The following is a 13,598-nucleotide window of genomic DNA, read 5'->3' on the forward strand; positions in this document are numbered from 1 at the left end:
CAGTGCAAAAATACACCGGAAAACTGGCCGTACTCTATCAGGGGCAGGGCGATAGCCTGCCGTTTCAAGAGCTTGCACAAAGGCTAGGTGTTCCTTTATATCAATCCATTAATAATGACAGTCCGGAGAGTTTCTTTTTAACCTGGCGCGATGGTTGTTTAAAGCTACTGGATAAAGAACTACTTAAAAAAGGCGGACTGGTTGTCGATATAGAGCCGCGCAATGGTGAGCAGCGATCATGGCCAGCGCCCAAAGATGGTGCTTTGGCACATGCGCTCGGGCGAAAAACGAGAACGGTTGTTGATGCAACGACAGGATGGGGGCAAGATAGCTTACATATCTTTCGTATGGGCTATGAGGTGCTTTGCATGGAGCGTTCGCCTGTGATGGTCGAGTTGCTGCTTGATGGTTTTAAACGCCTGGCTGACTTGGAGTGGATGCAGAGTCTTAATCTTCAGTCGCCACGATTACTCATCGGTAATGCCATAGATCTGTTGGCAACTTTAGAATCTCAGCCAGACTGTATTTATCTTGATCCGATGTTCCCGCCCAAGCGTAAAAAGTCCGCTCTGCCCAAGAAAGCAATGATGGTTTTACGTGATTTGTTGGGGGATGATCAAGATAAAGAGCAGCTTTTTGCGTCCGCTTTAATGGCTGCCGGAAAGCGGGTGGTAGTAAAAAGTCCGGATTACGCAGAGCCTTTAGGTGGTAAGCCTAATGAAAGTTTTCATGGGAAATTATTACGTTATGATGTTTATTTTAAAAGCTAAAGATTCGGGAATAAAGAATGTCTGATTGGGTAGATGTGATAGATCAAAATGCACTCGCAGATGGCGAAAATATGGTTGTTGATGTTGATGGAACTGATGTGGCGGTCTTTAAAATAAAGGGTGCTTTTTATGCCATTGAAGATGTTTGTTCACATGACGGTGCGGAAATTGCCAGTGGACAACTGGACGGCGATGAGATTGTCTGTCCTCGGCATGGTGCGCGCTTTTGCGTTAAAACGGGTGAAGTTAAATCGCCTCCCGCTTATGAAAACATCACCTGTTTTCCGGTACAAATTAAAAACGACAGAGTTCAGGTCAGAGATAACCGCTGGGACTAATGATTTTACAGTCAAATTCAATTTAGAAGCCTGTCTTTTTATAGGTAACTTGCCTATAAAAAGACAGGCTTCCCCCGCTTAATGTATAGTTTTTACTCGTATTGTGTAGTTCAAAAAGAATCCCCCCATTTACAAAAATCAAAAAAAACAGGTGTTTCAGGTTAAAGTGACAGGGTTTGTAAAATTAGTAAGATCGGTATATAGATTTAACTGCTATACCAATTTTACTTAATAGGCTGTTGTTATCGGGGAATGAACAATTCCTGACAATGCAGGATTGTTCATTTAGCCGGAATTTAATCAATTGTTGAATACTGCTGGGTATTTATCAGTCAGTCACGCCTGACACACCAATAATTGACCAGTTGTCAAAATCAAGAGCACCTTCTTCATTGTCACCGTTATTATAAGTGATGCGACAAGCATATTTTTTGCTGTTGTTACTCACTGTAACATCAGCGCTAATAAGATACTGATAATTTCCAAGAGTCCAGGCGTTTAAAGGTTTTTCAGGAAAGATAATGTTCGCATCAGGCCCAAGTTCGGATTTAATGTAATTATTGCAATGCATAAAAGCAATGCCGGACAGTGGGGTTGAAATTGCTATTTGACTGGCTTGATCCTTACTGTCCACCAGAAACAAATCTGATGCAACAATTTCGTATATAAATGGCATAACAATTTTATATTGACTGAAAAAAAGAACAGCTAATCCTGCTACAAGAAATAATATTCGGTATTTTTTCATAAAATTCAAGTATTTAATTAAGGTTAATTAATGATATGTTGTGGGTGATTTTAACAGAACCAAGCTATTTAAGTGCAGTAAATTTAATGCGGATGCGAATAATTACAGAAAAATTAAATTGAGAATGTTTTTGACTTGACAAGGTTACTTGAGCTGGTAGACTGACTGCTCACTAAATTGACTTGGTGGCATTCCCTCTTAATTCGTTTAAGTAAGGAATGGGAAAATGGAGTTATACTATAGAGCCCTGGTCAAGAGACTTGGGATTTGTTAATTTTTAGGAGGTAGAAATGGCAGCTACAACTGAATCAGTTAAAACTGATGCTGCGGAAGCACCGCTGTTAAACAAAAGAAATATGTTCCTAGGCGCTGCGCTCTATGTCGTATTTTATGGTTGGGTTCGTTGGTACGAAGGTGTCTATGGCTGGTCAGCCGGTCTTGACTCATTTGCACCTGAATTCGAAACATACTGGATGAACTTCCTGTATATCGAATTTGTGTTGGAAGTAATCACTGCAGGCCTGTTATGGGGCTACCTGTGGAAATCTCGTGATCGTAAAGTGATGTCAATCACTCCAAGAGAAGAGTTAAGAAGACATTTCACACATTGGACTTGGTTAGTAATGTACGGTATCGCTATTTATTACGGCGCTAGCTACTTTACAGAGCAAGATGGTACATGGCATCAAACTATTGTTCGTGATACTGACTTTACACCAAGTCACATCATTGAATTCTACTTGAGCTATCCTATCTACATCATCACTGGTGGTGCTTCTTTCTTATATGCTAAAACTAGATTGCCAACCTACCATAAAGGCTTGTCACTTATGTATTTAGTAACAGTAGTTGGTCCTTTCATGATCTTGCCAAATGTTGGCTTGAACGAATGGGGTCACACTTTCTGGTTTATGGAAGAATTGTTTGTTGCACCTTTACACTACGGTTTCGTATTCTTCGGATGGGCTGCTTTAGGTGTAATGGGTATTGTAAACATAGAAATTGGAGCTATCTCCAAGCTTCTGAAAAAAGACTTAGCTTAAATCAAGTCTAGGTTGTAATGTAAATAACTATCTCCTCGCTGTTTCGTTATTTTTCACAACGAAACAGCAAAATGGAAGATAGTCTTAATAAAAATAATTTAAATCCTTTAGGAGGTAAGCTTATGAGCGCATCTCAATCAGCTGTACGTTCTCGCGCCGAAGCAGTAAAAGCTTCTCGCACGTTCGATTGGCTAATTTTGTTTACATTGTTCTTCGTTGTACTTGGTGGTTATCACATTCACTATATGCTAACCGGTGGTGACTGGGATTTCTGGACTGACTGGAAAGATAGACGTCTATGGGTAACCGTAGCTCCAATCGTTTCAATTACATTCCCGGCTGCTGTTCAATCTATGCTTTGGTATCGTTACCGTTTACCTTTCGGTGCGGTAGTTTGTATTTTAGGTCTGCTCTTAGGTGAGTGGGTCAACAGATATTTAAACTTCTGGGGTTGGACTTATTTCCCAGTAAACTTCTGTTTCCCATCAAACTTAATGCCAGGTGCTATCGTTCTTGACGTTGTATTGATGTTGACAGGTAGTATGACAGCAACTGCAGTTATTGGTGGTTTGGCTTGGGGTCTTTTGTTCTACCCAGGTAACTGGCCAATCATAGCTCCATTACATGTTCCTGTTGAATATAACGGCATGATGATGACACTAGCTGATTTACAAGGTTACCATTACGTAAGAACTGGTACACCTGAGTACATCAGAATGGTTGAAAAAGGTACACTAAGAACATTCGGTAAAGACGTAGCTCCAGTATCAGCGTTCTTCTCTGGTTTCGTTAGTATCTTAATTTACTTCTTGTGGCACTTCTTCGGCAAATGGTTCAATTCGACTTCATTCGTAGAGTCTGTATAAGAACTGTTACAACGAAAATAAAAAAAGACTGGCGGCAGCTAAATAATTGTTATGTTGCCGTTAGATACTCACAAACTATAGATTCTCTATTATAGAGGAGGATATATGAAAATATTAAAAGACAAGGTTGCTAAGTTATCCTTTGTCGCACTGCTGATTACTGTTACAGCAGCGATGTTTTACGTACCAACTGCATCTGCTCATGGTGAAAAATCTCAAGCCGCATTTATGCGTATGCGGACTATTCACTGGTTTGACCTTAACTGGTCAAAAGAAGAAGTAGCTGTTAATGATACAATGACAATTTCAGGTAAATTCTTTGTATTTACTGGATGGCCTGAAACTGTTGATAAACCAGAAATCTCTTTCTTGAACATTGGTATTCCTGGACCTGTATTTATTCGTGCAGGATCTTGGATCGGTGGTCAATTAGTTCCACGTTCAGTTTCTTTGGAACTGGGTGAGACTTATGAGTTTAAAGTATTATTAAAAGCACGTCGTCCAGGTGACTGGCACGTTCACACTATGTTGAACGTTAAAGGCGGTGGTCCAATTATCGGTCCAGGTAAATGGGTAACTATTACTGGTTCTATGGCCTCTTTTGTAAACCCAGTTACTACTTTGACAGGCGAAACTGTTGATTTGGAAACTTATAACTTGGGTAATACTTACTTCTGGCATGGTTTGTGGTACGCTATTGGTCTAGTTTGGATGGCATACTGGATTCGTAAACCATTGTTTGTTCCACGTTCAATCGCTGTTGAAGCTGGTAAAGCTGATTCATTGATTAGTGGCGCTGACAGAAAAGTTGCGATGGGTTTTGCTGCTGGTACTATCATAATTGTTGCTATGTCTATGGCTAGCACCAATGAGAAGTTCCCAATCACAACTCCTTTGCAAGCTGGTTTGTTACGTGGTATTAAATCAATTGATATGCCTGCTACAACTGTAAAGGTTAAGATTGAAGATGCTACTTACCGTGTACCAGGTCGTGCAATGCAAATGACCATGACTATCACTAACAATGGTGACTCATCTATTCGTTTAGGTGAATTTAACACTGCTGGTGTACGTTTCATGGATGCTGATGTATCTGTTGATGAATCAGGTTATCCTGATGACTTGTTGGCTGAAGAAGGTTTGACTGTTAGTGATAACAGCCCAATCGCTCCAGGTCAATCAAGAACAGTTCAAGTTACTGCTTCTGATGCTGCATGGGAAGTTTATCGTTTAGCTGACTTGATCTATGATCCAGACAGCCGTTTTGCTGGTTTGTTATTCTTCTATGATGAAGCTGGCAACCGTCAAATGATAACAATTGACGCTCCATTAATTCCATCTTTCATCTAATGAAATAATTAACTGACACTTCGGTGTTAGTTAAGGAATTGAAAACCCCGTTGCTTATTTAGGTAACGGGGTTTTTTTTTAAAAGTTTTTGAAGATCAGTTTCTTGTTATGGCTCAATCTTTTTTAAAAAAATGCACTAGAAATGTTGGCTATAGTTTCTGGGATAAATAAATTCGATGTGAACAGATGCCGTTTATTTGAAGAAGTAAGGGTTAGGATGACTTACCTGCGTTATATTATGCACGTCTCTTGTTTAAATAAAATTTGCATAACTTGATGCAAATACAAGATTTTAAAAGTTTGGCAAAACCTTGCCTGTAAATCCGGCTAGTATAAGGCATCATTTTCTGTTCTCAAAAGTAATCAGCTTTAGGTGCAATTGGTTTATAATTGATATTGTAAAATGTAAGTGTCGTAGATATTTTATAAATCACAGTGCCATAAATGCCTTGGTAATTGTCAATTTTACGATTGTAACTTAATGATTAATAATGAACGGCAGTAGTATTGGCTGTTAATAATTTAATTAGTTATTATCCAATACAAATATGTGCTTTAAATAGGATATGTCTGTCGTTTGTTTCCATGTTCTTAAGTTAAATATTAAGAAAAGTTATTAGAGCTCTTAATTTCATATGATTTAATTTTTATCATTTATCTCTAATATATTTTTCTGTGCTAAAATCCCATATAGTACTTTGTTAATTAATTTGACTGCTTATGTATAGCTATAAGCCTCATTTTAATTTACTGGTTCTAAAATAATTTTAATATCAATCTTGAGGTTAATAAGTAATGCAAGTATTAAAAAAAGTTCTAATTTCTCTTGTTATGACAGCAGCTATGGTTGCAGTTTCAACATCAGCTTTTGCTGCACCTAAAGGCGAAGAAGCAGTTAAAGAAGCTATTGAAAGTACGCTTTCAGGCATCGCTGCTGCACAAGCTGAAATAAAAGCGGGTGACTTGCCTGCAGCTTCAAAAACTATTCTTGAAGCTGCTCAAGCTTCAAAAGAATTTCGTTTTGAAATTACTGAACGTCAACGTCAAAAAGCGACTGATCAATTGAAATCAGCTCGTAAATCAGTTGATGCAGGCGATGCAGCTGCTGCAGAAGCAGGACTAGCTACAGCTTTAAAGTCATTTTCAGAAATGAAAGCTAAATACGACGAAACACATTAATAAATATATTCTGTAAAAGCAGATTCAATTATCGCTTATGGCGTGATTGGATTTGTTTGAAGGTATTTATAAATATAAAAAATTTCTTCACCAGTTTTTAACTATCTTAAAGATTAAATACTTACTGAATGTGATAGAATTGCAAGTGGCAAAAACTATAATGTTATGTTGCCGATATAATTAGAAATAACAACAACTTGAGGGCTAGTTGAATATGAAAACATTGAAAAAAATCTTATTGTCTTTATGCATTGCAGCTTCTATGGGCGCAGTTTCAACTTCGGCTTTAGCCGAAACTGACGCCGGTAGAGTTACTTACAAGCCTGCTGAAGCAATTGATATGGTAGTCGCTAAAATACAGCTCGCCATAGAAGGTATCAGTAAAGGTGCAAGTAATGATGAAGCTGCAGCTCTTATCAAGCCAGCGATTGATTTAAGCAAAGAAATCAATGCTAATGATAAAGTAGATAATGCACGCTCAAAAGCTAATAGAAAATTAAAATCAGCTATGACACATGTTAAAGAATCTTCTTTACAAGAAGCTGAGCAAGAATTAAAAGATGCAAAAAAAGATTTTGAAGCACTGAAAAGCTTGATCTAAATGCTATACGACCCTATCTGGTTGCCTTTTGGTTTCCTGATAGGGTTGGTTGATTTTTCTGAGCTAACATTATTTACATCCTTCTTAAAAGACTATTTTCTTATATTATGCATGAGCATTTTACCTTTTCTAAGGTCATCACGATAAGAGCGAAAGTGTAATTTTTCATAATCAGATTTAATATTTTCTAAATGACCATATTTTTACAGGTGTTTAAATAAGTTCTAAGAATCATATTTATACCTTCTAATAAAACCGGACTTAAACCGATTTTATCCAGTCTCGGATAAACCGCTCGCTAAATAATCATATCTTCATCCTCAGTTTTTGGATGTATATTTGTGGCATCCAGGCCAAATTTTTTTCTTTTGGGCAGTCTTATTCTATTTGTATTAAGCTATCCGTAATGCTTTCTGTCAATTGCCTGGTAATACAATAAGCCTTTAAACTGTACTCATCTATGCTTAACTCATTATTATAAAACCTGTTTTTTCGAAAAGTGTAAATCAAGCGGATGAATAATGCCAAAAAATTTAGACTACAGATTATGGTTTCTTCATATTTATTTGTCCAAAAAAGAATGCTTGTAATCACTTTTTGCGTAGATCAATTTTTATGAGATACCGTTATGATTGTTGTTAAGCCTATACGTTTATTAATAAAATCAGTTGCTTGTCAGATTTAACCTGCACCCGTAATCCACAACTGTCAGATATTATTTAATATTGACAAGAGTTATGATAAAGTTCTAGCGGTTTTGTAACTAATTAAATATGTTTTCTATTCTCGGACAGTCTCCTAGTAGTTGCAGACCTAATAAAAATAACTAATAACGAGGTTTACATTATATGAAATTATTAAAAAGCGCTGTCGTAGCTACTACATTGGCTCTATCTTTAGGATCTTTTTCGGCTGCTGCTGATGTCTGTTTGGGTATGGCCTGTATGTATAATAAAATGACTGCAGCTGAAGGGATAGACGCCACTTTAGTCCAAGTCAATGAAGCTATGAAAGCCATCAACGACAAAGCAGAGGACGATGTCATTATAGCGAATATCAAAGAGGCATTAGCGGTAAGTAAAGAAATCAATGCTAACGATAAAGTTGACCGAAATCGTAACCGTGCCAATGATTCCTTGAAAAAAGCGCGAGCAGCGGTAAAAGAAGGCGACTTGGCTAAAGCAACAGGCTTTTTAAAAGAAGGTGAGAAACGTTTTTCAGATCTTAAAGGTATGATCGATTTAACGCAAGCCGATAGAGCGTCACAACAGACGCATATGCTAAACCGCATTTTGGACACTAACGATAGCGCAGCTGGCGCAAAATCTGGCGGAAAATAAAAATAAGCGCATGAAAATGGTGGGTAGAAAAGTATGCCCACTTTACATTTTCATAAAAAACCGGAAGTCAGGTTTAGTAATATTGCCTGTCACTTAATCTATAAGTTTTTAATTCTGGATTTTGGGGAATTCAGTGATAACAAGCATTAGGCGTAGGTTCTGGAATAAGATCACCAAAGCGTAGCGCGTGGCGGCGTTTCCGGCTCACTCGTATAGCATGCCGGAACGCTTGTTCTCGCTTACACTTGAAAAGCCTTATTCCTGCCTATATCTATTGGTCGTTGTGTTGCAGGTTATCCATGATCTTTAAAGTCAAAGTAATAAAACTAGAAAATCAAGTATGAGTTTTCTCATAGAGTAACGCTGGAACATAAAAAAAGTAATCGATATTCATGCCAAGTTAAAGTTTTGACCCACTACCGAAGGTAATGCAGTCGCAGGCCAAAAAATCAATGGGTCGCAAGTAGTTGTGGATAATTATTTAAATACCCGTCGATTGAAAAATCAGCGTATTTTTTATGTTAGCCAGTTCTGTCTTATTCTTAAGCAATCTCTGCCATATTTTATGCACCTTACCACTGAAGTGCCTCGCCTTCAGGATTTGGCTACTGTCTTAAAATCGCACAGCACAAGTTAGGCCTGGTTGATAAGCTCCTTTACAAAATCAAAATTAAATCTATTCTACTATGCACAATGCTATTTAACGTCCATCAGTAGCAACCTCAATATTTCAGGCAGATTATATAACATGACAAATAAACCGCTGGATGCTTCACAACTTTATAAGTCTTGCAGTATTGAACAATTAAAATTCGATTCGACTGAAGAGCTTGAAGATATAGATATTACTGTTGGTCAGGAACGCGCCATGGAAGCGATAAAATTTGGCACTCGTCTACATAAAAATGGTTACAATATTTTTGCAATGGTACCTGCCGGTACCGGAAAATTGACCATAGTGAAACAGTTGGTTGAGCATGAAGCCAGTCGACAAGATATTCCGTCTGATTGGTGTTACGTAAATAATTTCAGTATGCCTTCCAAACCATCGGCAATTGAATTAATGCCGGGGCAAGGCAAATATTTTAAGGCTGATATGGAGCAATTAATTGACAAGTTAGTTGTCGCTATACCGGCGGCTTTTGATGGCGATGAATACGGTTCCAGAGAAGGTGAAATTGAAAGTCAATCCCGGCAACGAGAAATTAATGAACTTAGCCAATTACGTTATAAGGCTGCTAATGCACAGGTGGTTTTTATAGAAACGCCAACCGGTTACGGCTTTTCTCCCGCCGATGAGAACAATGAAATTATTAATCCAGAACAGTTTGCCAAGCTTGATAAAGATAAGCAGCATAAAATAAAAAATTCAATTATTTCGTTACAGGAAGATTTAGCCCAATTATTAAAAAACTTCCCAGCCTGGCGTAAGGAAGCCAAGCGGCAATTACAAGCTTTGAATCGAGAAACAGCTGAGTTAGCTGTCAATCATACTATTGATGAATTGATTGAAAAGTATGCTAAACAGGAAGCTATTCTTGGTTATTTAAATGAAGTACAAAAGGATATTATTGAGCATGTCAGGGATTTTATACCGCATAGCGAAAAAGTAATTTCTTTTATGGAATTACCGCAAGAACCAAATCCGTTTAAACGCTATCAGGTCAATTTGATGGTTGATTTTAGTGAGATGAAATCCGCACCGGTCATTTTTGAAAATCATCCAAACTACAGTAATCTTTTGGGTCGTATAGATCATCAGGCTTATATGGGTTCGCTTATTACTGACTTTACCATGATTAACCCCGGTGCCTTGCATAAAGCCAATGGCGGCTATCTTATACTTGATGCCAGAAAACTTTTAATCCAGCCTTATAGTTGGGAAACTCTTAAAAGAACTTTACAGGCGGGTGAAATACGTATTGAATCGCTGGAACGGGCACTGAGTTTAATTAGTACCTCATCATTGGAACCAGAGCCCATAACACTCAATGTTAAAGTTATTCTGGTAGGAGATCCGCTGATTTATTATTTGCTAAGTACCTATGACCCGGAATTTCATAATCTCTTTAAAGTTGCCGCTGATTTTGATGACTCGGTTTCCAGAGAAAACAGCAGTCCTGATTATGCGCGATTACTGGCAACCATTGCCCGTCGCGAGAAATTAAAACCACTGAGTCAAAATGCTGTCGCCAGAGTTATGGAGCACAGCTCCAGAATGGTCGGTGATGCAGAAAAATTTTTAACCCATTTGGGAGCCATTAAGGATTTATTAACGGAATCTGACTATTGGGCGGAGGATAACGGTCATGTCCATATAACTAATAGCGACGTACAACAAGCTATAGATCATAAAACCCATCGGCTCGATAAAATCAGGGAAAAATTATACGAACATATTGATCGAGGTACTGTCCTGATTGATCTTGAAGGAAAAGTAACCGGTCAGATCAATGCGCTATCCGTTTTGCAATTGGGCGAGTTTAGTTTTGGACAGCCCTCGCGCATTACCGCAACAACCCGGTTAGGTAGCGGTAAAGTGGTCGATATAGAGCGTGAGATTGAATTAGGCGGGGCTATTCATTCAAAAGGGGTGCTTATCTTATCCAGCTTTATTGCAGCCCGTTATGCACGAAACACACCGTTCTCGGTAGCCGCAAGTCTCGTTTTCGAACAATCCTATGGTCGTGTCGAGGGTGATAGTGCTTCTCTGGCTGAACTTTGCGTTATTTTATCTTCCATTGCCCAGATTCCTTTGCGTCAGGATATTGCCATTACCGGTTCAATAAATCAATTGGGTCATGTCCAGCCTATAGGTAGCGTTAATGAAAAAATTGAGGGATTTTTCGATATTTGTAACCAAAAAGAACTAACGGGAACACAGGGCGTTATTATTCCTGCAACCAACATCAAGAATTTGATGCTTCGTTGGGATGTCGTACATGCCGCTCAATCAGGTCAATTTAGTATCTATGCCGTAAAGACTGCAGATGATGCATTGGAGTTATTGACCGGAATGGATGCCGGTATTACCAACGATCAGGGTATCTATCCGCCGGAATCATTTAGTGGTCATGTCGAGTGTCAGTTATTGCAGTTTACCCAGCTTAAAAAAGATTTTAATCGTAAAGCTACTTATTAAGTTCAGTTGCCTTACTGCTTTTAATCGCTGAAGTGATCTGCGATTTTTATATCTACTGTATTTCTTGCCGAGGATTTTATGATGACTACCCAACTTGAAATACTGCTCGATAAAATAAAAATCCTGGAAGCCGAGCTGATTGAGGAATTACAAAAGCAAGAAGAAATATTTTCTTGTCAAATCAAAAAACGACAAATTCTTTTTGAAGAAAGTGTCATTATTCAGCATAAGCAATATGCCAAACAGTTATTTCATTATATAGCTGACGCACCATTAAAACATATACTTAGTACTCCGTTTATCTGGAGTTGTATTATTCCTTCACTATTCATGGATGTGACTATCAGTTTATATCAAGGCGTTTGCTTTCCTGTTTATGGCATTCCTAGAGTAAAACGACAAGACTATATTATTTTTGACCGGCAACACCTTCAATATCTTAACCTGATAGAAAAAATAAACTGTGCTTATTGCAGTTATATTAATGGATTATTTGCTTATGCTCAGGAAATAGCTGCACGTACCGAACAATTTTGGTGTCCTATTAAACACGCCAAACGCATTAAAGGTCTGCATAGCCGTTATCAGAAATTTACTCGTTTTGGCGATGCAAAAACCTATCAAGCACATTTCAATACAATCAGGCATGATTTTAAAGACTTGGAATAAAATCATGGTATTTGTCCATGAAGTCGATATTTCGAACATCCTTGGCAATAACAGATACCATTCCTTAAAGGGATGGTATCTGTATAAGCTTACAGCAACGTAAATTGGAAGTTTAATTTCAGAAAGACTATAGGAAGTTTTATCGGCAACTGCAAATGTTGCAAATTCAGCTCTTGCGACACTATTTCGGTGAAAACAGACTTTACGGTTATCCTCAGGTTAAATAATCTCATGATTTTTTCTGGTACGAAATATCGTATGGTTCAGATGCTTTGTGAGCCATGTGTTTTAACATCGCCCCGCTGGACTCTGGCGTAATCTTCCAGTTGTCTGGTTGCTGCGTTAAAGGCGTCACGTATGGCTACATAAATATCTTCATGTCCCTGTTTGTCATAGTGTTCCTTGCTGATAACCAGCTCTTTATTCGGCGTGGTGATATCGATGCGAATATGGTATTGATTACCTTGATGATGATGTTGGTGTTCGGCTTCAACCGCAACCCGGCAACTCATAATATGACTGTAAAACCTGTCCAGTTTATCGGCTTTTTCGCGAATTTTAGCCTCTACAGCATCAGAATGAGGTATGCCGCGAAATGTGATTTGTAATGGTATTTGCATAATAATTCCCCTTTTTGTAGTAAATTCAGCTTATTTAAAGCAAATTGAGAAAATGCACTGCTTTAGTTTTTTACTATATCAATGACTTGGTAAATAAGTGGGAAGATGTTTACGAATATCATCGATACTATGGGTAGTGATATTTTTATCAAGTTCAAAACAGACCAGTTTTTTAATATTTTCCGATATTTGGTTACGTAGTAAGCCAAGAAAAGAAGGGTCTGCAATCATCAATAATTGTTCAAATTTATTGGCGTTATGCTCTTCTTCCAAATAAAGGGCAATACGATGGGCAAAGTTATCTGCTTCATGTTTTTTCGGATCGGTAGCTTGTTCAAAAGCATGGCCCATTTTGCCATCGCCTTTAACTTTTCCTGGCAGATCGGAGGTCATTTCCCTATCATGTAAACGGCCTTCCGTATGAGCCATGGCTTCGATTTCTTCTAAAGGCGAAGCCGGCGTTTCAGCAGTAAAAAAGCGGGCACGGCTGTGATCAGCGACGAGTATTAAGGTAGATTTCATAATGATTTCCTCTTGGCTGGATTATTTTAAATAATAGTTTTCTGGGTAAATTCCGATATAGCCAATTTATAAAACAAAAAAAGCGGGTTGTTCAGACATGTTCCAGTGATGTTATTTGCTTACGCAGACTTTCAAGCTCTTCGAGCAAATCAAGTGCCAGAGCAATTCCGGCCAGATTAATCCCTAAATCACGTTGTAATCTTAGGGCAGCACGAGCGCGACTCATACTGGCCCCTGAAAAACGCCATAAGCGACTATTTTCGCCTTGCGGTTCAATAATACTTTCCTCAACGATACTGATTACCCAGTCGGCATGGACGTCACAGGCTCGGCAAAGTTGTGCGAGCGTCAAGCTGTCGTCTTCAATGACTGTTCCGGTATGCACTAATGATAAATCATGTGAGCTCATG

14 protein-coding genes are annotated in these 13,598 nt (G+C 38.3%); 10 read left to right on the forward strand and 4 right to left on the reverse strand.

Going from position 1 to position 13,598, the window contains the following annotated elements; translation table 11 throughout:
• Positions 1-2 precede the first annotated feature (2 nt).
• Entirely contained in the window at positions 3-770 is a 768-nt protein-coding gene (locus tag KKZ03_RS06640; RefSeq protein WP_243220734.1) for a class I SAM-dependent methyltransferase, read from the forward strand.
• Positions 771-787: 17 nt separating this feature from the next.
• Complete coding sequence (locus KKZ03_RS06645; protein WP_243220735.1) at positions 788-1,108, forward strand: non-heme iron oxygenase ferredoxin subunit; 321 nt, start codon at positions 788-790, stop codon at positions 1,106-1,108.
• Positions 1,109-1,436: 328 nt separating this feature from the next.
• On the opposite strand, the gene KKZ03_RS06650 is transcribed toward KKZ03_RS06645, so the two are convergent.
• Complete coding sequence (locus tag KKZ03_RS06650) at positions 1,437-1,856, reverse strand: hypothetical protein (protein WP_243220736.1); 420 nt, start codon at positions 1,854-1,856, stop codon at positions 1,437-1,439.
• 290 nt (positions 1,857-2,146) lie between these two features.
• On the opposite strand from KKZ03_RS06650, the gene amoC reads away from it, so the two are divergent.
• From amoC to KKZ03_RS06690, 8 genes are all read left to right on the forward strand, one after another.
• Positions 2,147-2,899 carry a bacterial ammonia monooxygenase, subunit AmoC gene (amoC, locus tag KKZ03_RS06655; protein WP_243220737.1) on the forward strand — a complete coding sequence of 251 codons (753 nt, stop codon included), beginning with the start codon at positions 2,147-2,149 and terminating at the stop codon, positions 2,897-2,899.
• A gap of 122 nt (positions 2,900-3,021) precedes the next feature.
• On the forward strand, positions 3,022-3,765 hold the full coding sequence (gene amoA / locus KKZ03_RS06660; RefSeq protein ID WP_243221553.1) for a bacterial ammonia monooxygenase, subunit AmoA: 744 nt from the start codon (positions 3,022-3,024) through the stop codon (positions 3,763-3,765).
• Between the two features lie 105 nt (positions 3,766-3,870).
• Entirely contained in the window at positions 3,871-5,115 is a 1,245-nt protein-coding gene (gene amoB, locus KKZ03_RS06665) for a bacterial ammonia monooxygenase, subunit AmoB (RefSeq protein ID WP_243220738.1), read from the forward strand.
• Between the two features lie 795 nt (positions 5,116-5,910).
• On the forward strand, positions 5,911-6,294 hold the full coding sequence (locus tag KKZ03_RS06670) for a hypothetical protein (RefSeq protein ID WP_243220739.1): 384 nt from the start codon (positions 5,911-5,913) through the stop codon (positions 6,292-6,294).
• A gap of 214 nt (positions 6,295-6,508) precedes the next feature.
• Positions 6,509-6,895, forward strand: a complete 387-nt coding sequence (locus KKZ03_RS06675; protein WP_243220740.1) for a hypothetical protein — start codon at positions 6,509-6,511, stop codon at positions 6,893-6,895.
• An 848-nt stretch (positions 6,896-7,743) separates the two neighbouring features.
• Positions 7,744-8,235: a hypothetical protein gene (locus KKZ03_RS06680; protein ID WP_243220741.1), complete on the forward strand. Its 492-nt coding sequence runs from the start codon at positions 7,744-7,746 to the stop codon at positions 8,233-8,235.
• Between the two features lie 748 nt (positions 8,236-8,983).
• Positions 8,984-11,377 carry a Lon protease family protein gene (locus KKZ03_RS06685; RefSeq protein WP_243220742.1) on the forward strand — a complete coding sequence of 798 codons (2,394 nt, stop codon included), beginning with the start codon at positions 8,984-8,986 and terminating at the stop codon, positions 11,375-11,377.
• A 78-nt stretch (positions 11,378-11,455) separates the two neighbouring features.
• Positions 11,456-12,046: a hypothetical protein gene (locus KKZ03_RS06690; RefSeq protein WP_243220743.1), complete on the forward strand. Its 591-nt coding sequence runs from the start codon at positions 11,456-11,458 to the stop codon at positions 12,044-12,046.
• Between the two features lie 263 nt (positions 12,047-12,309).
• Here KKZ03_RS06690 and KKZ03_RS06695 read toward each other — a convergent pair whose 3' ends face one another.
• From KKZ03_RS06695 to KKZ03_RS06705, 3 genes are all read right to left on the reverse strand, one after another.
• Positions 12,310-12,666 (reverse strand): HPF/RaiA family ribosome-associated protein, encoded by a 357-nt coding sequence (locus tag KKZ03_RS06695; RefSeq protein WP_243220744.1) that lies wholly within the window; start codon positions 12,664-12,666, stop codon positions 12,310-12,312.
• 78 nt (positions 12,667-12,744) lie between these two features.
• Positions 12,745-13,188, reverse strand: a complete 444-nt coding sequence (locus KKZ03_RS06700) for a host attachment protein (RefSeq protein WP_243220745.1) — start codon at positions 13,186-13,188, stop codon at positions 12,745-12,747.
• A gap of 91 nt (positions 13,189-13,279) precedes the next feature.
• Positions 13,280-13,597 (reverse strand): chaperone modulator CbpM, encoded by a 318-nt coding sequence (locus KKZ03_RS06705; RefSeq protein WP_243220746.1) that lies wholly within the window; start codon positions 13,595-13,597, stop codon positions 13,280-13,282.
• Position 13,598 lies beyond the last annotated feature (1 nt).

It is taken from the genome of Methylobacter sp. S3L5C (assembly GCF_022788635.1).
GTDB lineage: Bacteria > Pseudomonadota > Gammaproteobacteria > Methylococcales > Methylomonadaceae > Methylobacter_C.